The organism is Nocardioides turkmenicus (assembly GCF_011045035.1).
Taxonomy (GTDB): Bacteria; Actinomycetota; Actinomycetes; order Propionibacteriales; family Nocardioidaceae; genus Nocardioides; species Nocardioides turkmenicus.
In genome coordinates this window covers 42,611-61,056 of the sequence record NZ_JAALAA010000023.1, presented here as the reverse complement: position 1 = coordinate 61,056, position 18,446 = coordinate 42,611, and the positions used below count along the sequence as shown (strand labels likewise).

Genomic DNA, 18,446 nt, shown 5'->3' with positions numbered 1-18,446 from the left:
GTGACCCGCATCTACGTACCCGCCACGCTCGCGCTGCTCGCTGACTGGTACGCCCAGGGCGAGCTGCCCGGCACCGCCGACGGCTACGCCGCCCCCGACGACAGCGAAGAGGCCGAGTACGCAGCCCTGATGAGCGCCGCCGACGACTCGGCGGCGCTCCTGGACGGCCCCGGGCGCCGGGTCGTGGTCGTCGTCGACGCGCCCGATGCGATCGCCCATCATCTGGAGAACCAGGTCGTCCCGCTCAAGCTGGTCGCCGCGGTCCACGCCGACCTGGCAGATCGCCCGGCCGACGCGGACCCCGATGAGGATCTTGGCTGGTTCGCCACGCAGGAGATCCCCGACCTGATCCAGGGCTAGATCACTCCTCTTCGCCCCACCAGGTCTCGGTGTCGACGCCCTGGTAGGGTGGGACCTTGACGGTGCGGGCGCCGGCCTTGCCGCCGATGATCACGGTGCGGTAGCTGACGTTGTTGGACCGCGTCGTCTCGTAGAGGTTGCCGTCCGGGTTGACGGTGACCTTGATCCGGTAGGTGCCGTTCTTGACCTTGGTGAGGTCGAAGGCCTGGGTCTGGGACTGGTCGTAGGTGTCGCCCCAGCCGGACGGCAGGCTCTCCCGCAGCCAGAGCGCGGACTTCTCGCCGCAGGCCGACTGCAGGCCGGTCTGGCTGGGCCGCAGCGTCGCGCCCGGGACGGTCAGGTCCACCGGGTCGGTCGGCACCAGGCACCACGACTGCTTGCCGCTGGTCGAGACGACCTTGTCCTTGGCGTCGACCAGCTCGTACTTCGCGAAGTCGAGGAAGTGCCAGTGGTTGTGCTCGGGGGCCTCGTGGAACTCCATCGTGCCGGTCCGCTTCACGCCGACCTGCTTCCCGTCGCGGTAGAACATCTGGTAGGCGTCCATCACCGGGGTCGTGCCGCGGCGGAAGCCCTCGACGATCATCGGCGCGGGGCCGGCGTTCCACTCGTTGGCGGCGAAGTTGAGGCGGTCGACGCCCTGCTCGTCGACGGCGGTCGAGATCTGCCAGGCGGGCACGGAGACGAGGTCGGGCAGGGTGTCCTTCTTCGGCTTGCCCGGCTTGATGGAGCCGAGGGCGCCGCCCAGCGGGAGCGGGCCGCGGGCGTTCTCGCCGCCCTCCAGCGTCTCTCGCGGCACCACGGTGCGAGCACCGTGGTCGTCGGCTCCGTGAGCAGCCATGACGCCCATGCCCTCGCCTTCACCCTCACCCTCACAGCCGCCCTCGGGGCATCCGTCGACGATGACCAGCTCCTGCTTGGCGGTGCGGCTGGCCTTCGGCAGCCCGAGGAAGTCGGCGACCGGCGCGCTGACGCTCATCGTCATGGTGAGCCGGGTCTCGCCCTTGGTCTCGAACTCGAGATCGGAGACGGTGGGGACCGCCATGCCCCGCTCGATCCCGTACAGGACCCCCTTGGTGAACCAGTTGCCGCCGCAGAACTCGGGGTAGACCGGACCGGTGGCGCCGTCGGTCTGCACCCGCTGCCGGTCGTAGCCGCCCGGGCACAGCGGCCGGGTGTCGTCGAGGATCACGTTGCCGGACTTGTTCTTGAGGGTGACCCGGAGGCCGTCCTTGAAGCCCTTCATCCCGTCGACGATCGCGGCGGGCGCGGTCGTGGTGGTGCGCTTCTTGCCGCGGATGACGGTCTTGGTCAGCTTGACCGGCTCGTCGTAGGCCGCGTGGCGCGCACGGAACTCGAAGGCAGCGTCATAGGCGGCCAGCCAGACGGACGGCTGGACGTACGCGATCCCTTCCCATGCCTCCACCTCGACGGTGTCGGTGGCGGCGACGAGCTTCAGCGTTCCCTTACCGGTGGTGCCGCTCGCGGGGCCGGAGTTCGCCGTCACCGTCGTGGTGACGACGAGTGCGGCCGCCACCAGTCCGATGCCGGCCGAGACCAGCTGCCGCGTGCGAGTGCGAGGTCTTACCATCGAGATGTCCCCTCCAGAACGGCCCGAATCCCTCCTGATCCGAGACCTGATGGCCGGCAACGTATTGCCGGGCACCTAGGGGACGGTTGACTTCTCGGTCCGGTTGCACCAGATCGGTGAGATTCTCAGCGAGAGAGGTACGCAGCGCCGACCGCCTGCTCGAGGTCGAAGGCCTTGAGCATCAGCTCCTCGACGTACTCCTCGAGCTTGGCGCCGACCAGCGGCACGGGCACCTTGATGTTCAGCCGCACGCTCTCGGTGGTGCGCCCGTCGGACTCCGAGAGGGAGATGTTGCCGCGCAGGGTGGCCAGGCCGCCGGGGACGGTGATGTCGACGACCGCAACGGTGTCGGAGGACCAGACCTCGCTCTGGTGGACGGTGAGGTCGCCGGTGACGATGCGCTTCGCGAAGGACGGTACGCCGACGGTCGACTGCACCCGGTCGATCCGGACCTCGCGGGGCGCACCGCCGATGGTCACCCGGCGACGGAGCGCGCCCTGGGCGTCGGCGACCTGCTCCCGGAAGCCGGGATCGGCGAGCATCGCGGACACCTCGCCCATACGGGCGTCGTAGACGAGCTCGTGCTGAAGGGTCGTCGTCATTGCCGAATCCTTTGGGGCTCTTCTGCGGGTTGGGACGGGGACGAGGTGGGTCAGCCGGCGAGCCAGCGGGTGCCCACCTCGTGCTCCTTCTCGAGCGCCTTCTTGAAGATCGAGAGGATGAGGTCCTCCAGCTTTCCGCTGACCAGGGGCACATTCACGGTAGCGGTCAAGGTGACGGTCTCGATGGTCCCTGTGCCGTTCTCGGCCAGTCGAGCGGTGCCGGCGAGCGAGCCGGGCTTGCCGGGCAGGGTGAGCTTGAGGTCGCCGGAGGTGAAGTCGGAGGACCAGATCTCGTCCTGGTGCACCTCGATGGTGTCGCCGACGAACTTCTTCGCGAACCCGGGCACACCGCTGACCGCCTGCTCATAGCGGATGCTCACCGTCGAACCGGTGATCGCCACGCTCTTGGACAGCGCGCGCTGCGCGTCGCAGACCTGCTCGCGGAACGTCGCGTCGGCGAGCATCCCGGAGACGGCTGCGATCGGGGCGTCGTAGGCCAGGTCGACCGACAGCTTTTTGCTCATGCGACCACCTCCGTAGCGCAAGCGCCATGATACGGACGTGGTCGCATGTTGTTTCGTCGATTCACTCGCTGGCGCTCGCTCATGACCACACATCATGACGCCTCCACGGTCCGGAGTCACCAGTGATGCCGCCGAGAGAACCGCCACATTCTTTGAGTATGCTCTTTACCGTGGCGTCGTCGGCCGGTCACCGGCCTATGACTCACATCGGCGATTCCTTCGGATGCGGCGGCCTATCCGGAGCCCTGCCGGGATACCGTGACAGGTGTGTCAACGGAGACGCATATCAAACCTGTCCAAGCTCCGCAGAAGGTCCTGCAGAACCGACTGCCGAGCACCACCTACTTCCGCCACGTGGCTCCCGAGGAGCTCACCGGCCGCAGCGAGGCTGATCTCGCCGGCGCGGTGGGATCGCATCTGGCGCTGGCAGCGAACCGACCGCAGGGCACCGCCGCCGTGCGCATCCTCACCCCGACCACAGCCAATGACGGCTGGTCGGCCGGAGGCCGCAGCGTCGTCGAGATCGTCGTCGACGACATGCCCTACCTCGTGGACTCGGTCAAGACCGAGCTCTACCGTCGTGGCCTCGACGTCCATCTGGTCGTCCACCCCGTCATCGACGTCACCCGTGACGTGACCGGTGCGCTCGAGGGGGTGAACGAAGGCGACATCAGCGAGTCCTGGATGCACATCGAGATCGACCGGATCGCCCCCGACGCGGCGAAGGAGATCGTCGCGGGACTGGAGGGCATCCTCGAGGACGTACGCGAGGTCGTCGAGGACGAGCCGAGGCTCCACCGCCGGCTGGCGGAGGTCGCGGCCGGCCTGCGCTACACGCCGCCCAACAGCGTGCCGCGTGAGGAGGCCGCCGAGGCGGCCGAGCTGCTGGCCTGGCTGGCCGAGGACCACTTCCTGCTGACCGGCTACCGCGAATACCGTCTCGACGGCGACTACCTGCGCGGACGCTCCGGCACCGGCCTGGGCATCCTGCGCGCCGACCCGCCGCAGGCCCCCGACCACGGGAAGATGCCGCCGAAGGTCGCTGCCCACGCCCGCGACAAGGTGATGCTCGTCCTGGCCAAGGCCAACTCCCGCTCGACCGTCGGGGAGCCCGCCTACCTCGACCACGTCGGCATCAAGATCTTCAACGCCGCCGGCGAGGTCGTCGGCGAGCACCGTTTCCTCGGCCTCTTCACCACGAAGGCGGCCCGGGAGTCGGTGACCCGGATTCCGGTCGTACGCGGCAAGGTCGCCGCGGTCCTCGACCACACCGGTTACGAACCGCGCAGCCACACCGGCAAGGCCATGCTCGACGCGATGGAGTCCTACCCGCGCGAGGAGCTCTTCCACGCCTCCACCGAGGAGCTGATGGACCTCGCCGAGGCCGCGCTCGGAGCGATCGAGCGCCGCATCCTGAGGGTGGCCGTCCGGCCCGACACGTACGGCAGGTACGTCTCGGTGCTCGTCTCGCTGCCGCGTGACCGTTACAACACGACGGTCCGCGAGCGGTTCTCGAAGGTGCTCCTCGAGGTCCTCGGGGGCACGGACCTGGAGTTCACCGTACGCATCAGCGAGTCGACCACGGCCCGGGTGCACTTCGTGGTGCACGGCACCACCGAGTCCCTGGGGAAGGCCCTGGACACCCCGGGCATGGTCGACAGCCTCGAGTCGCGGTTGCGCAAGGCCGCGCGGAGCTGGCGCGACGACCTCGTCAGCGCGGTCATCGCCCACGCCGGTGAGGACGGCGCAGCGCGGCTCGCGCACGTGCTCGACGCGTTCCCCGAGGCCTACAAGGAGGACTTCGACGCCGACACCGGCGCCGCCGACCTGGCTCGTCTGGAGCTGCTCTCGCACCAGGGCGAGGCGGTCGACTTCTCCTTCTACAAGGACCCGGAGAGCCCTGGCGGATTCCGGATCAAGATCTTCCGCACCGGCGGTCCGCTGTCGCTGTCGCTGATGCTCCCGATCCTGTCCTCGTTCGGCTTCGAGGTCACCGACGAGCGGCCCTACGACCTGGAGGCCGTCGGCACGTCCGGTTCGGAGGAGTGGTTCATCTACGACTTCGGCCTCGCCTACCCCGGCACCCCGGCCGGCACGCCCACGCAGCTGGTCGCCGCGCTCCACCAGGCCTGGTCGGGACGCAGCGAGATCGACGGGCTGAACGCGCTCGTCCTGGCGGGGCTCGACCACGGCCAGGTCACCATGCTGCGCGCCTACGGTCGCTACCTGCGCCAGGCCGGCACCCCGAGCTCGTTCTTCTCGATCGGCAACGCGCTGTGCACCAACCCGGGCATCGCCCGGCAGATCGTGGAGCTGTTCGAGACCCGTTTCGACCCCTCGCTCACCACGCGCGACGAGACGAAGCGGGCGGAGGCGATCATCGAGGCGCTCGACGACGTCGCCAGCCTCGACCAGGACCGGATCCTGCGCAGCTACGTCAGCGCGATCCTGGCGACGACGCGGACGAACTACTACCGCGGGCGCGACTACCTCTCGTTCAAGTTCGACCCGCAGCAGCTGCCCGACCTGCCGCTGCCGCGGCCGGCCTACGAGATCTTCGTCTACTCGCCCGACGTCGAGGGCGTCCACCTGCGCTTCGACACGGTGGCCCGTGGCGGGCTGCGGTGGAGCGACCGGCGTGACGACTTCCGCACCGAGGTGCTCGGGCTGGCGAAGGCGCAGCAGGTCAAGAACACCGTGATCGTGCCGGGTGGCGCCAAGGGTGGCTTCGTCCCCAAGGGCGGCGTGGCCGGTCCGGACGCCTACGTCACGTTCCTGCGTGGCCTCCTCGACGTCACCGACAACCGGGTGGACGGCCGCGTGGTGCCGCCGGCAGATGTGGTGCGTCACGACGGTGACGACTCCTACCTGGTCGTCGCCGCCGACAAGGGCACCGCGACCTTCTCCGACCTGGCCAACTCGGTCGCGGCGGAGTACGACTTCTGGCTCGGCGACGCGTTCGCCTCCGGTGGCTCGGCGGGCTACGACCACAAGGCGATGGGCATCACCTCGCGTGGCGCCTGGGTCTCGGTGCAGCACCACTTCAAGCAGCTCGGCATCGACCCGCAGGTCGACGAGATCACCGCGGTCGGCGTCGGTGACATGTCCGGCGACGTCTTCGGCAACGGGATGCTGCGCTCGGATCGCATCCGGCTGGTCGCCGCCTTCGACCACCGCCACATCTTCATCGACCCGACGCCCGACGCGGCGACGGGCTTCCAGGAGCGGAAGCGGCTCTTCGAGACGCCTCGGTCGACCTGGGAGTCCTACGACACCTCGCTGATCTCGGCGGGTGGCGGCGTGTGGTCGCGGCAGCTGAAGTGGGTGCCGATCAGCGCCGAGGTGCGTTCGGCGCTGGGTCTGGCCGACGACGTCAAGCGGCTCACGCCGCAGGAGCTGATCAGCGCGATCCTGCGGGCGCCGGTCGACCTGCTGTGGAACGGCGGGATCGGGACGTACGTCAAGGCGTCCAGCGAGACCGACGCCGACGCGGGCGACCACGCCAACGACGGCGTCCGGGTGGACGCCGCCGACCTGCGCGTCCGTGTCGTCGGTGAGGGCGGCAACCTGGGCATCACCCAGGCCGGCCGGGTCGAGTTCGCCCGCAAGGGCGGGCTGATCAACACCGATGCGATCGACAACTCCGCCGGTGTCGACACCTCCGACCACGAGGTCAACATCAAGATCCTGCTGGACCGAGAGGTACGTGCGGGCTCGCTGACGCTGGCCGCGCGTGACGAGCTCCTCGAGGAGATGACCGACGAGGTCGCGGCGCTGGTGCTGGCCCACAACGAGGCCCACAACGTGACCCTCACCCGTGCGGTGGCCTCGGCGCCGCAGCTCCTGGAGGCTCACGAGCGCCAGGTCGCGGAGTGGGTCACCGCCGGCGTGCTCGACCGAGAGGTCGAAGGTCTGCCGTCGCCGACCGAGGTCGCGCGCCGCCTGGAGGCCGGAGAGGGGCTCACCGCGCCCGAGCTGGCCGTCGTGCTCGCCTGGACCAAGATCGAGCGTCGCCGCGAGCTGGTCGCCGAGGGTCTTCCGGACCCGGCCGCCGACCCGGAGATGACCGAGCGGCTGGTGGCCTACTTCCCGACCCCGATCCGGGAGCGGTTCCCCGAGGCCATCGTCGACCACCCGCTCCGCCGGGAGATCTGGTTGACCAGCCTGGTCAACGAGGAGGTCAACGCCTCCTTCGGGGCGCTGTAGCGGACAGAGAACGAGGCCGGTTGTGCACATCAGTGCGCAACCGGCCTCGTCCTGTTCGAGGTCGTCGCCCCGGACGAGCCCTGATGTGGGTTACGTCTCAACCACCTCTGCCCACGGGCTTCCTACTCGCGAGTCACCCGCGCGTTGGTTTACCGTCCAAATCGCGCCCAGCCCAGGACGCCAGTAGGGAGATACGCGAACGATGAGCACGACCCAGATCGCAGAGAAGCGCGAGGTGCGCGAAGCCAACCGAGTCGAAGGTCACAACGCCAGGTCCTGGCTGCTGGTCTCCGCGATGCGTACGGAGATCTTCGACGACGCGCAGCTCAGCCGCGCCGACCAGATCATCCTCGACATGGAGGACGCGATCGACACCTCGCTCAAGGAGCAGGCGCGCGAGAACGTGACCAGCTGGCTCAAGGGCGGCGGTCGCGCCTGGGTACGCATCAACGACTGGACCACCGAGGACTGGAGCGAGGATCTCGCGGCGCTGGCCGGGATCGAGACGCTCGCCGGCGTGATGCTCGCGAAGACCGAGTCGCCGGACCAGGTGACCGACACCTTCCAGCGGCTCGGCGGGTCGACCCCGGTGATCCCGCTGCTCGAGTCGGCGCTGGGGATCGAGGACGCCGCGACGATCGCCCGTGCCCGCGGTGCCTACCGGCTCGCGTTCGGCTCCGGCGACTACCGCCGCGACACCGGTGCGGAGAACGACCCGCTCGCGATGGCCTACCCGCGCACCAAGCTCGTCCTCGCCTCGCGGATCGGCAACCTCCCGGGCCCGATCGACGGCCCGACGGTGGGCAGCAGCCACCCGCTCCTCCGCGAGCAGGGTGCCGACGGCGTCGCCATGGGTATGACCGGCAAGCTCTGCCTCGACCTCGAGCAGCCCGCCGTGATCAACGAGTCGTTCAGCCCGTCCCCGTCCGACGTGACCTGGGCCTACGAGTTCCTCCACAAGTTCGAGGAGGGCGGCCGCGTGATCCGCGACGGCAGCGACAAGCCCCGTCTGGCTCGCGCCGAGACGATCAAGCGTCGTGCGGAGCTGTTCAAGATCAAGCCGGACACCTACGGCGACCCTGTCGCGGGCCCGAGCGTCTACTGACGGCTGCCGAGTCGGCCCGTCTTGACGGGCCGACTCGGCCGATTTTTCGGTCAAGACGGGCCGACTCGGCGCGCGGGGTGGGACAGATGCGCCGAGTCGGCGTGGCTCGGCTAGCGTTGAGGTCGTGGATCTGCAGCAGCGCATCAGTGATCGGGCCGGTGAGATTCTGCTCTTCGCCGTCACCCCGCCGAGAGTGACGACGGACCCCGAGCGGGTCCAGCAGATCGCGGAGGTCACGCTCGAGCGCATCCGGCCGCTCGACGTCGACGGGCTGATCCTCTACGACATCGACGACGAGTCCGACCGCAACCCCGAGGAACGGCCGTTCCCGTTCGTACGCACACTCGACCCGGCGCAGTTCCTCGAGCGCAACCTCGCGGGCCTCGACGTGCCGGCCGTGGTCTACCGCGCCACCGGCAAGTACGACGAGTCGACGCTGCGCGACTGGGTCAAGACCCAGGACCCGGCCAAGGCGCTCTCGGTCTTCGTCGGTGCCTCCTCCGGTGAGAAGCGCGTCGCCACCAGCCTGCGCCGCGCCCAGGAGATCCGCCAGGAGACCAACCCCGACCTGCTCCTCGGCGCCGTCGCGATCCCGGAGCGCCACACGGCCAAGGGTGATGAGCACCTGCGTCTGATCGCGAAGCAGGAGGCCGGCTGCTCCTACTTCGTGAGCCAGGTCGTCTACGACGTCAACGCCGCCAAGAACCTCGTCTCCGACTACCGCTACGAGTGCGAGAGCCGCGGCCTGCAGCCGGTCCCGATCGTGTTCACCTTCTCGGTGTGCGGCTCGATGAAGACCCTGGAGTTCCTCCGCTGGCTCGGAGTCGACGTACCGCGCTGGATCGAGAACGAGCTGCGCCACGCCACCGACACCCTCGACGCCTCGCTCGAGCAGGCCGAGGCGACCGCGATCGAGCTGATGTCGTTCTGTCGCCAGCTCGGTGTGCCGTTCGGCATCAACATCGAGTCGGTATCGATCCGCAAGGTCGAGATCGAGGCCTCCGTACGTCTCGCCGAACGGCTCCGCGGCAAGCTCGACCGCTGAGTGCTGGCGGGATGCTGACCGAGTTACCTCGGCCAGCAGTCACTGCCTTCGTGGAGTTCCACGAAGGAGGTGCGCGCTCGCCGAGTTACCTCGGTGAACATCCGCCCGTCACAGACCCGTGCGCATCGCCCACAGCTCGGGGAACAGGATGATGTCGAGCTGCTTGCGCAGGTAGGAGACCCCGGAGGTCCCGCCGGTGCCGGGCTTGAACCCGATGATCCGCTCGACAGTCGTCACGTGCCGGAACCGCCAGACGCGGAAGGCGGTCTCCAGGTCGGTGAGCTCCTCGCCGAGCTCGTAGAGGTCCCAGTGCTTCTCGGGGTCGCGGTAGACCTCACCCCAGGCGGCCTCGACGGCGTCGGAGGCGACGTACTCCTGCTTCCAGTCCCGGTCGAGATGATCAGCGGGGATGTGGAACCCACGCCGGGCGAGCAGCCGCAGCGACTCGTCGTAGAGCGACGGACGCCCGTACGCAGCCAGCACGTCCTGCTCGTGCGGCCGTCCCTCGTGGACCCGGAGGGTGTAGGCCGCCTTGTTGCCGAGCGCGAACTCGATGCAGCGGTACTGCCACGACTGGAAGCCCGAGCCGGTGGCCAGGTAGGGGCGGAACTTGTCGTACTCCGTCGGGGTGAGCGTCGAGAGCACGTCCCACGCGTGCACGAGCTGCTCCATGATCCGGGAGACGCGGGCGAGCCCCTTGAACGCCGGGCGGACCGCGTCCTCGGCCAGCAGCCGCTGCGCCTCGGTCAGCTCGTGCAGCGCCAGCCGCATCCACAGCTCCATCGCTTGGTGTTGCACGATGAAGAGCATCTCGTTGTGGTCGCCCGAGAGCGGGTGCTGCGCGCCGAGCACCTCCGGGAGGTGGAGGTAGTCGGAGTAGTCCATCGGAAGGTCCTGCGCGCTCATGTCACTGCTCCTCGGGTCCAGAAGCGCTCCGCGCGCCACTCGTCGTTGTCCATCACCGCGACCAGGTGGTCGACGGCGTCCCAGATGTCGACGTAGCGCGTGTAGAGCGGCGTGACGCCGAAGCGGAGGATGTCGGGCGATCCGGCCCGGAAGTCGCCGACGACACCGCGCTCGATGAGCGCCTGCACGATCGCGTACGCCCCTTCGCCGGTGCTCAGCGACAGCTGGCTGCCGCGCCGCGCGTCGTCCAGCGGGGACTCGATCGTGAACCCCGGCAGGCGAGACCCGACCAAGTCGGCGAAGAGGCGGGTCAGCGCGAGCGACTTCTCGCGGAGCGCCTGCAGCCCACCATGGGCCTCGGCCGCGAGCAGCGTGTCGACCCCGCACTCCAGGGCGGAGATGCCGATCACGGCCGGGGTGCCGGACAGGTAGCGCGAGACGCCCTCCGCCGGCCGGTAGCCCGGGGACATCTCGAAGGGCGCCGCGTGGCCCATCCAGCCGGACAACGGCTGCGAGAAGCGGTCGACGTGGCGCGGGCTGACCCACAGGAACGCCGGCGAGCCGGGGCCGCCGTTGAGGAACTTGTAGCCGCAGCCGATCGCGAAGTCGGCGTCGGCACCGCGAAGGTCGACCGGCACCGCACCGGCCGAGTGGCACAGGTCCCACACCGTGAGCGCGCCGCGCTCGTGCGCGAGCGCCGTCACCGAGGCCATGTCGTGCAGGTAGCCGGTGCGGTAGTTGACCTCGGTCAGCATCAGCACCGCGGTCCGGTCCAGCAGCCCCTCGATCTCGGAGGGCGAGTCGACCAGGACCAGCTCGTAGCCACGGTCACGGCACAGGGAGGAGGCGATGTAGAGGTCGGTCGGGAAGTTGCTGCGCTCGCTGACCACGATCCGGCGCTCGGGGGAGTCCTCGGCGGCGATGGAGAGCGCCGAGGCGAGCACCTTGTAGACGTTGAGCGAGGTCGAGTCGGCGACCACGACCTCGCCCTGACCGGCGCCGATGATCCGGGCGATCTTGTCGCCGACGCGCTGGGGGAGCGTGATCCACGAGGCGGTGTTCCACGACTCGATCAGCCCCTGCCCCCACTCCTGGGTCACCACCTCGGCCACGCGCCCGGCGGTGGCGCGGGGGAGGGCTCCGAGCGAGTTGCCGTCGAGGTAGATCGTCTTCTCCGGCAGGTCGAAGAGGTTCCGCAGCGGGGCCAGCGGGTCGGCCTGGTCGAGAGCGACCGCGTCGTCGCGGTTCATCCGGCACCTTCCTGGGTGGGAATCGCACGCAGCACGGCCCGCACGGGCGCGGCGTCGGCGGTGGTGAGCTTGAGAGGGAGCGCGATCAGCTCGTAGTCGCCCGCCGGCACGTCATCGAGCAGTAGGTTCTCCAGGATGCGTACGTCATGACGGTGGGTCGCGAAGTGCGCCGGCAGGTCCTTGGAGGTGGCCGGGTCCAGGCTGGCCGCGTCGGTGCCGACCAGCCGCACCCCGTTCGCGGCCAGGACCTCGATCAGATCGGGGTCCAGCGCGCAGAAGTCGTCGTCCCAGGTCGTCGGCTGGGTGGCGTACGTCCGGAACAGCACGCGCGGCGGCAGGTCGGTGACGTCGACGTGATCGACGGTGACCAGCGGGCGCACCCCGGTCACGTCGACCACCCGGCACGGGCCGAGGAACGGCTCCAGCGGCATCTCGCCGGCGGGGGTGCCGTCCTGGGTGAAGTGCAGGGGTGCGTCCGCGTGGGCGCCGACGTGGGCCGACACCGAGATCTCGGCGACGTTGACCGGGCAGCCGGGACCGATCCGGAACGTCCAGCCGACCTCGGTCGCGTGGTCGCCGGGGAAGACCGGCGAGGATGCGTGGACCGGTGGGGAGATGTCCCAGAGCTGCGCCATGGCGCCAGGATAGGCGGCACCCCGCAGCAGGGATCAGGCGGTCAGGAACTCGGTGGCGACCGGGGCCAGAGCCTCCGCCTTCACCATGTGATCCTGCCCGTCGAGCACGACGTAGCGCCCCTGCGGGACCGCTGCGGCGATCGCCTGCTGAGCGTTGGTCATGTAGGTCGGGCTCTTGCTGCCCGCCATCGACAGCACCGGGACGGCGACGTTCTTGTAGTAGCCGTTCGGCAGCGGCCGACCCTGCTGGAACGGCACGCACATGCCCAGGTCGTAGGTCAGCGTGTGGGCGACCGGGGTGAGCTTCTTGAAGGCCGGGGTCAGGCGCATGATCTTGATCGCGATCCACGGCATGCCGACCACGCGCATGAACCGTTCGATCGCGGCGGCCCGCTTGTCCTTCTCGATCAGCTCCTCGACCTGCTGTGCCAGGTCGGCGTCGTTGGGACGGTGGGTGTCGTCGAGGATGAGGGGAGCCTCGTAGGCGACGATCTTGTCGATCGGCAGCCCCGCTCGCGCACCCTCCAGCGCGAGGAACGCGCCTGAGCTCAGGCCCAGCAGGTGGGCGTGCCCGCCGGCCGCCTCGATCACCGCGCCGAGGTCGGCGACCTCCTGCTCGACCGCCTCCGCGGTGCCGGCGGCAGCGGGCTTGGCGATGGTGCTGTCACCCCGGCCACGGCGGTCGTAGCGGTAGACCGTGAACCGGTCCGAGAGCGCGTCGGCCAGGTCCTGGGACGGCCCGAAGCCGCGGTAGCACATCGCCCCGTCCACCAGGACGAGCGCCGGGCCGGTGCCGGCGACGTCGTAGGCGATGGTGGTGCCGTCGGCGGAGGTGGTGGTTGTGGTCATGGTTGTTCTCCTCGAAAGATCCGGTCGATACTTACGCGTCGGACGAGACCTCGTCGCTTCGACACGCGGCCGCACGTTTCTCGAGAAGTTCCCGTTCTCCCGCGTTGGTGGTCAGCGAGGCGGCCTCGTCGAAGGCCGCGGCGGCCTCGCGGTGGCGCCCGGCGCGGTGCAGCAGATCCCCACGTACGCCGGCAGGCAGGTGCGACCCCGCAAGGGCTCCGTCGGGGAGTGCCGCGAGGATCGCCAGCCCGGCGTCGGGACCGAAGGCGCGCCCGTGCGCCACTGCGCGGTTGACCTCGATGACGGCGCCCGGAGCACCCGAGGCGAGGAGATCGTAGAGCCGGGCGATCTCGGCCCAGTCGGTGTCCTCGGCTCGACGGGCGCGCCCGTGGCAGGCGGCGATCATCGCCTGCACCAGATAGCTGCCGCCGGGGGTGCCGGAGGAGGCCAGCGCGGTGGCGCGGTCGACCGCAGCCAGGCCGCGACGCAGCAGCAGCTGGTCCCAACGGGTGCGGTCCTGGTCCTCGAGCAGCACCGGGTGACCGTCGGCGTCGGCCCGGGCCGCGAGCCGCGACCCCTGGATCTCCAGCAGCCCCTGCAGCGCCTGCGCCTCGGGGTCGCCCGGGGCGAGCGCGGCCAGCATCCGGGCCAGCCGCATCCCCTCCAGGCACAGCTCGGGGCGGGTCCACGACGGCCCCGACGTCGCCGAGTAGCCCTCGTTGAAGACCAGATAGATCGTCTGCATCACCTCGCGCATACGCGCCGCCCGCTCCTCGCCGACCGGGAGCTCGAACGACGCCCCGACCTCGGCCAGGGTGCGCTTCGCCCGTGAGATCCGCTGCCCGACGGCCGACTCCTTGGCGAAGTAGGCCCGGGCGATCTCGGCGGTCGTCAGCCCGCCGACGAGCCGCAGCGTCAGCACCGTCCGGGAATCGGGCGCCAGCACCGGGTGGCAGGAGAGGAACATCAGCCGGAGCACGTCGTCCTCGATGTGGTCGACCGCAGCAGCCAGGTCAGGCATCTCACCCTCCTCCAGTTCGTGTCCGAGCAGCGCCACCTTGCGGCGCAGCACCTCGTCGCGGCGGAACCCGTCGATCGCGCGCCGCTTCGCGATCGACATCAGCCAGGCGCCGGGGTTGCGCGGGATGCCCTCGCGCGGCCACTGCTCCAGGGCTGCGACGAGGGCATCCTGGGCGAGGTCCTCGGCCAGGTCGAGGTCGTGCGTCATCCGTGCCAGACCGGCGAGGAGACGTACCGACTCGTTGCGCCAGACCGCGACGATCGCCTCGTCGGTGGTGGTGGCGCTCATTCAGCCGGGGGCGGTGGGCCGACCAGCGGCCGCATCTCCACGGTCACGTCCTGCCCGGGCCAGAGCTCCTCGTGGAGCTGGATCATCCGGCGGCCGAGCTCGACGGCCTCGTCGTGCGAGCGGACCTCGAATAGCGAGAACCCGCCGGCGACCTCCTTGGCCTCGGCGAACGGGCCGTCGACGTGGGTCACCTCTCCGGCGGTCAGCCGGATCTCCACCGCCGGACCGAGCCCGTCGGCGTCGAGCAGTACGCCGTCGGCGTACTGCTGCTTGATCTCGCCCTCGACCGCCTCGATCAGCGCCGCCGGGGGCGGTCCCGCGTTCGGGTCCATCTTCACGAACATCATGTAGCGCATCTGCTTCTCCTTGCGGGTCGGCGACGCGTCCGTTGCGCGCCGTCGCCTACGCGTCGAGGAGAGCCTGCCGCTTTCGACATGCCCGCACCAGAGATTTCGGTACGTGTTGCCGCCGGTCGTTCTAAGAAGCCTTCGACTTCTTCGTCTTCTTCTCGTCGTGCTCCTCGGCCTCCTCGGGGACCTCCTCGCCGCGCGACTTCTTCGCCGCGGCGACCGAGCGCTGCAGGGCGGCGAGCAGGTCGACGACCTCGCCGGAGGTCTTCGTGGAGGTGGGCGTGCGCTCGACCTCGCCACCCTCGATCTTGGCCTTCACCATCTCCTCGACGGCTTCGGCGTAGTCATCGGAGAACTCCTCGGGGTGGAAGTCGCCCGCGAGCGTCTCGACGAGCATGTTGGCCATCTTGATCTCGGAGTCCTTGATCTCGCCCGCCTCGACCTTGAAGTCGGGCACCCGGATCTCGTCGGGCCACATCATCGTCTGCAGCACGATCACGTCGCCGTTGTCGGTCGGCCGCACCCGCAGCGCCGCGACAGTCGTGCGCTGGCGCAGCGCGACGGTCACCAGCGCGACCCGGTCGGCCTCCAGCAGCGCCTGGCGCAGCAGCGCGTAGGGCTTGATCCCGGTGTTCTCCGGCTCCAGGTAGTAGCTCTTCTCGAAGAGCATCGGGTCGATCTGGTCGCTCGGCACGAACTTCTCCACCGCGATCTCGCGCGAGGACGTCGTCGGCAGGTTGGCGAAGTCGTCGTCGGTGAGCACGACCATCTCGCCGTCCTCGGTCTCGTAGCCCTTCGCGATCTCGGAGTAGGGCACCTCCTCGCCGTCGATCGAGCAGATCCGCTGGTAGCGGATCCGGCCGCCGTCGGCCTGGTGGACCTGACGGAACGAGACGTCGTGGGACTCCGTCGCGGAGTAGAGCTTCACAGGCACGCTGACCAGCCCGAACGAGACAGCGCCCTTCCAGATCGCACGCATGCGGACCCCTCGTCAGTCGGTAGGAACTCACCAAGTATCTGTTTTATCTGCCGATACCGGTACCCCATTCACCCACGTCAGAGCCGCCACGCACGTGCGCGACATGAAGCAAGATGGGTCCATGCGCTCGATGCTGCGTCCCATGCTGGCTACGCCCGGCAGCCACGTGCCACCGGGGGAGGAGTGGGTCCACGAGGTCAAGTGGGACGGCATCCGCCTCCTCGGCGACAGCCCCTCAGGACGTACGCAGACCCGACTGACCACGCGCAACGACAACGACGCCACCCCCGCCTGGCCCGAGATCGCGACCGGCCCCGAGCGCGACGTGCTCGTCGACGGGGAGGTGATCGCGCTCAACGACGCCGGACTGCCCGACTTCCGGGTACTGATGGACCGGATGCACAACCGCGACGTCCGCCGGGCGGCCAGGTTCGCGGAGCGGATCCCGGCGACGTACATGGTCTTCGATCTTCTACGTCTCGACGGGCGGCTGCTGATCGAGGAGCCGTGGACGGAACGCCGCAGGATCCTGGAGGCGGTCCAGGCCGAGGGCGACCTGGGGTCGTGGCAGGTGCCGGGGACGTATGACGACGGTCGGATGCTCCACGAGGTGACGAAGGCGCAGGGGCTCGAGGGGATCGTGTCGAAGCGGCGGGTCAGCCGCTACCGGCCCGGCGAGCGGAGCCGGGACTGGGTGAAGCTGGCCCACCGCTACCGGGCCTCGCTGGTGGTCGGCGGCTGGCGGCCGGAGACGGGCACCGAGGGCGGCACCGAGCGCCTCGGCGCGGTGCTCGTCGGGCAGCCGACGCCCGACGGGCTGGTCTACCGGGGGCGGGTCGGCAGCGGCATCGGCGCCAAGCAGGCCCGGCGGATCGCGGAACTGCTCCGGGAGACCGCGAAGAGCCCCTTCGCCGGTCCGGACGTCGACCCCGACGGGGGAGTGCCGGCCCTCGACGCCCGCGGCACCCACTGGGTCGAGCCGCTCCTCGTGGTCGAGGTGGAGACCCACGGCACCCCCGTCGCCGCGCCGACCTACAAGGGTCGGCTGCGGCAGCCGAGCTTCATCGGCATCCGCGAGGACATCGAGCCGGAGGATCTGTGATGGTCGAACGAGAAGAGGTACGCGTCGAGGTCGACGACAGGGTGCTGACCCTGACCAGCCTCAGCAAGGTCCTCTACCCGCGCACCGGCATGACGAAGGGGGAGGTGCTCAACTACTACGCCCAGATCGCGCCGGCCCTGCTGCCGCAGCTCCGGGACCGGGCGGTCACGCGGATCCGCTGGCCGCACGGGGTCGGCGACATGTCCTTCTTCGAGAAGAACGCTCCGGCCGGCACACCGAGCTGGGTCCGCACCGTCACCGTCCCGACCACCGGCTCACGCACGGCCGACGGCAAGGAGGGCACCCTCACCTTCCCCATCCTCGACAGCCTCGCGGCGCTGACCTGGGCGGCCAACCTCTCGGCGCTGGAGCTGCACGTCCACCAGTGGACGGTCGGCGAGGACGGCACCCCGGCCGGGGCCGACCGGATCGTGATCGACCTCGACCCGGGCGAGCCGGCCGGCCTCCAGGAGTGCTGCCAGGTAGCGCTGCTGGTGCGCGAGGCGCTCGGCGAGCGGGGGCTCACCGCGGCGCCGGTGCTCAGCGGCAGCAAGGGCGTGCACCTGTACGCCGCCCTGCCCGAGGCCGTCGAGCCGGACGTCGCCACGGCGCTGGCCAAGGAGATCGCCGAGCAGCTCCAGAAGCAGCACCCGACCAAGGTGACCGCGACGATGACCAAAAGCCGCAGGTCAGGCAAGGTTTTCCTGGACTGGTCACAGAACTCGGGGTCGAAGACGACCATCTGTCCCTACTCGCTGCGCGGCAAGGAGATCCCGAAGGTCGCGGCCCCGGTCAGCTGGGACGAGGTCGAGGAGGGGGCCGAGGATCCGCTCGCGATCGACCAGCTCGGACCTAACGATGTGATCACGCGGCTATCAGAATCGGGGGATCTCTTCACAAGGGCTACAGGGCCCTAACTATTGTTCTCCTCATGTCTAACTCCGTGCTCGTCGTAGAAGACCAAGAGGACATCGCCGCCCCGCTGGTGCGCACGCTCCAGCGAGAGGGTTATGACGTCACCTGGGTCGACTCCGGCAAGAAGGCGCTGGAGCTGCTCGCGCCGCCCTATGAGGCCGAGCTCGTGCTGCTCGACCTCGGCCTGCCTGACATGGACGGGCTCGAGGTCTGCAAGGCCGCGCGTGACAACGGCTACGAGGGCGGGATCATGATCCTCACCGCCCGTGACGCCGAGATCGACCTGGTGGTCGGCCTCGACGCCGGCGCCGACGACTACCTGGCCAAGCCGTTCGCGCTGGCCGTCCTGCAGGCGCGGGTCCGCGCCCTGCTGCGCCGCTCGGGTCCGGTCGAGCCCGGCACCGACGACGACGCCCTGCGCATCGACGTCGCCGCCCACCGGGTCTACGCGGGCGACCGCGAGGTGACGCTGACCGGCAAGGAGTTCGCGCTCCTGGCGGTCCTCGCCGCCTCCCGCGACAAGGTGGTCTCCCGTGACCGGCTGATGGCCGAGGTCTGGGACGAGAACTGGTACGGGTCGACCAAGACCCTCGACGTCACCGTCGGTCGACTGCGCCAGAAGCTCGAGGCGGCCGGTGTGCAGGAGAAGGTCGTCGCGGTCCGCGGAGTCGGGTTCCGGCTGGAAGCCGGAGAGTAGGCACAGCCGAAGCCGGGGTGTAAC

17 protein-coding genes are annotated in these 18,446 nt (G+C 69.6%); 7 read left to right on the top strand and 10 right to left on the bottom strand.

Annotated features, from left to right (window positions below):
* The gene (locus G5C66_RS22050) at positions 1–360 is read left to right on the top strand and encodes a DUF6912 family protein (protein WP_165113152.1); all 360 of its coding nucleotides are present in this window, start codon (positions 1–3) and stop codon (positions 358–360) included.
* Position 361: 1 nt separating this feature from the next.
* Here the strand turns inward: G5C66_RS22050 and G5C66_RS22045 are convergent, their stop codons facing one another.
* The 3 genes from G5C66_RS22045 to G5C66_RS22035 all read right to left on the bottom strand — a co-directional run bounded on the left by G5C66_RS22045 (position 362) and on the right by G5C66_RS22035 (position 3,074).
* Complete coding sequence (locus G5C66_RS22045) at positions 362–1,948, bottom strand: lysyl oxidase family protein (RefSeq protein ID WP_165113150.1); 1,587 nt, start codon at positions 1,946–1,948, stop codon at positions 362–364.
* A gap of 125 nt (positions 1,949–2,073) precedes the next feature.
* On the bottom strand, positions 2,074–2,550 hold the full coding sequence (locus G5C66_RS22040) for a DUF2505 domain-containing protein (protein WP_165113148.1): 477 nt from the start codon (positions 2,548–2,550) through the stop codon (positions 2,074–2,076).
* A 50-nt stretch (positions 2,551–2,600) separates the two neighbouring features.
* Entirely contained in the window at positions 2,601–3,074 is a 474-nt protein-coding gene (locus tag G5C66_RS22035) for a DUF2505 domain-containing protein (RefSeq protein WP_165113146.1), read from the bottom strand.
* A 267-nt stretch (positions 3,075–3,341) separates the two neighbouring features.
* Here G5C66_RS22035 and G5C66_RS22030 point away from each other — a divergent pair, with 267 nt between their 5' ends.
* The 3 genes from G5C66_RS22030 to G5C66_RS22020 all read left to right on the top strand — a co-directional run bounded on the left by G5C66_RS22030 (position 3,342) and on the right by G5C66_RS22020 (position 9,430).
* Positions 3,342–7,280, top strand: a complete 3,939-nt coding sequence (locus G5C66_RS22030; protein ID WP_338144277.1) for an NAD-glutamate dehydrogenase — start codon at positions 3,342–3,344, stop codon at positions 7,278–7,280.
* A 202-nt stretch (positions 7,281–7,482) separates the two neighbouring features.
* The gene (locus G5C66_RS22025) at positions 7,483–8,385 is read left to right on the top strand and encodes an HpcH/HpaI aldolase/citrate lyase family protein (protein WP_206444429.1); all 903 of its coding nucleotides are present in this window, start codon (positions 7,483–7,485) and stop codon (positions 8,383–8,385) included.
* Between the two features lie 124 nt (positions 8,386–8,509).
* Positions 8,510–9,430, top strand: a complete 921-nt coding sequence (locus G5C66_RS22020) for a methylenetetrahydrofolate reductase (RefSeq protein WP_165113143.1) — start codon at positions 8,510–8,512, stop codon at positions 9,428–9,430.
* A 108-nt stretch (positions 9,431–9,538) separates the two neighbouring features.
* Here G5C66_RS22020 and G5C66_RS22015 read toward each other — a convergent pair whose 3' ends face one another.
* The 7 genes from G5C66_RS22015 to ku form a co-directional block, all read right to left on the bottom strand.
* Positions 9,539–10,336 (bottom strand): tryptophan 2,3-dioxygenase, encoded by a 798-nt coding sequence (locus tag G5C66_RS22015; RefSeq protein WP_206444428.1) that lies wholly within the window; start codon positions 10,334–10,336, stop codon positions 9,539–9,541.
* Complete coding sequence (gene kynU, locus G5C66_RS22010; protein ID WP_165113141.1) at positions 10,333–11,586, bottom strand: kynureninase; 1,254 nt, start codon at positions 11,584–11,586, stop codon at positions 10,333–10,335. Before kynU ends, G5C66_RS22015 begins: the two co-directional genes overlap by 4 nt.
* Positions 11,583–12,221: an arylformamidase gene (gene kynB, locus G5C66_RS22005; RefSeq protein ID WP_165113139.1), complete on the bottom strand. Its 639-nt coding sequence runs from the start codon at positions 12,219–12,221 to the stop codon at positions 11,583–11,585. The genes kynU and kynB overlap by 4 nt, the downstream gene beginning before the upstream one ends.
* Positions 12,222–12,254: 33 nt before the next feature.
* A complete protein-coding gene (locus G5C66_RS22000; RefSeq protein ID WP_165113137.1) occupies positions 12,255–13,070 on the bottom strand; it encodes an alpha/beta fold hydrolase in 816 nt (271 codons plus the stop codon).
* Between the two features lie 31 nt (positions 13,071–13,101).
* Positions 13,102–14,379 (bottom strand): RNA polymerase sigma factor, encoded by a 1,278-nt coding sequence (locus G5C66_RS21995; protein ID WP_165113135.1) that lies wholly within the window; start codon positions 14,377–14,379, stop codon positions 13,102–13,104.
* On the bottom strand, positions 14,376–14,735 hold the full coding sequence (locus G5C66_RS21990) for a YciI family protein (RefSeq protein WP_165113133.1): 360 nt from the start codon (positions 14,733–14,735) through the stop codon (positions 14,376–14,378). The genes G5C66_RS21995 and G5C66_RS21990 overlap by 4 nt, the downstream gene beginning before the upstream one ends.
* 121 nt (positions 14,736–14,856) lie before the next feature.
* Positions 14,857–15,708, bottom strand: coding sequence for a non-homologous end joining protein Ku (ku, locus tag G5C66_RS21985; RefSeq protein WP_165113131.1), 852 nt, complete (start codon positions 15,706–15,708; stop codon positions 14,857–14,859).
* A gap of 121 nt (positions 15,709–15,829) precedes the next feature.
* Between ku and G5C66_RS21980 the strand changes: the two genes are divergently transcribed.
* The 3 genes from G5C66_RS21980 to G5C66_RS21970 are packed head-to-tail and all read left to right on the top strand — an operon-like array spanning position 15,830 to position 18,422.
* The gene (locus G5C66_RS21980) at positions 15,830–16,810 is read left to right on the top strand and encodes an ATP-dependent DNA ligase (protein ID WP_165113129.1); all 981 of its coding nucleotides are present in this window, start codon (positions 15,830–15,832) and stop codon (positions 16,808–16,810) included.
* Positions 16,810–17,727, top strand: a complete 918-nt coding sequence (gene ligD, locus G5C66_RS21975; RefSeq protein ID WP_165113127.1) for a non-homologous end-joining DNA ligase — start codon at positions 16,810–16,812, stop codon at positions 17,725–17,727. The genes G5C66_RS21980 and ligD overlap by 1 nt, the downstream gene beginning before the upstream one ends.
* A gap of 14 nt (positions 17,728–17,741) precedes the next feature.
* Entirely contained in the window at positions 17,742–18,422 is a 681-nt protein-coding gene (locus G5C66_RS21970) for a response regulator transcription factor (RefSeq protein ID WP_165113125.1), read from the top strand.
* Positions 18,423–18,446: the final 24 nt, after the last annotated feature.

Excerpts from the sequence above, each read along its gene's own strand:
- G5C66_RS22015 (WP_206444428.1), bottom strand. The coding sequence starts at position 10,336 with ATGAGCGCGCAGGACCTTCCGATGGACTACTCCGACTACCTCCACCTC.
- ku (WP_165113131.1), bottom strand. The coding sequence starts at position 15,708 with ATGCGTGCGATCTGGAAGGGCGCTGTCTCGTTCGGGCTGGTCAGCGTG.
- G5C66_RS22000 (WP_165113137.1), bottom strand. The coding sequence starts at position 13,070 with ATGACCACAACCACCACCTCCGCCGACGGCACCACCATCGCCTACGAC.
- ligD (WP_165113127.1), top strand. The coding sequence starts at position 16,810 with ATGGTCGAACGAGAAGAGGTACGCGTCGAGGTCGACGACAGGGTGCTG.
- G5C66_RS21990 (WP_165113133.1), bottom strand. The coding sequence starts at position 14,735 with ATGCGCTACATGATGTTCGTGAAGATGGACCCGAACGCGGGACCGCCC.
- G5C66_RS21995 (WP_165113135.1), bottom strand. The coding sequence starts at position 14,379 with ATGAGCGCCACCACCACCGACGAGGCGATCGTCGCGGTCTGGCGCAAC.
- G5C66_RS21970 (WP_165113125.1), top strand. The coding sequence starts at position 17,742 with ATGTCTAACTCCGTGCTCGTCGTAGAAGACCAAGAGGACATCGCCGCC.
- kynB (WP_165113139.1), bottom strand. The coding sequence starts at position 12,221 with ATGGCGCAGCTCTGGGACATCTCCCCACCGGTCCACGCATCCTCGCCG.
- kynU (WP_165113141.1), bottom strand. The coding sequence starts at position 11,586 with ATGAACCGCGACGACGCGGTCGCTCTCGACCAGGCCGACCCGCTGGCC.
- G5C66_RS22035 (WP_165113146.1), bottom strand. The coding sequence starts at position 3,074 with ATGAGCAAAAAGCTGTCGGTCGACCTGGCCTACGACGCCCCGATCGCA.
- G5C66_RS21980 (WP_165113129.1), top strand. The coding sequence starts at position 15,830 with ATGCGCTCGATGCTGCGTCCCATGCTGGCTACGCCCGGCAGCCACGTG.
- G5C66_RS22025 (WP_206444429.1), top strand. The coding sequence starts at position 7,483 with ATGAGCACGACCCAGATCGCAGAGAAGCGCGAGGTGCGCGAAGCCAAC.
- G5C66_RS22045 (WP_165113150.1), bottom strand. The coding sequence starts at position 1,948 with ATGGTAAGACCTCGCACTCGCACGCGGCAGCTGGTCTCGGCCGGCATC.
- G5C66_RS22040 (WP_165113148.1), bottom strand. The coding sequence starts at position 2,550 with ATGACGACGACCCTTCAGCACGAGCTCGTCTACGACGCCCGTATGGGC.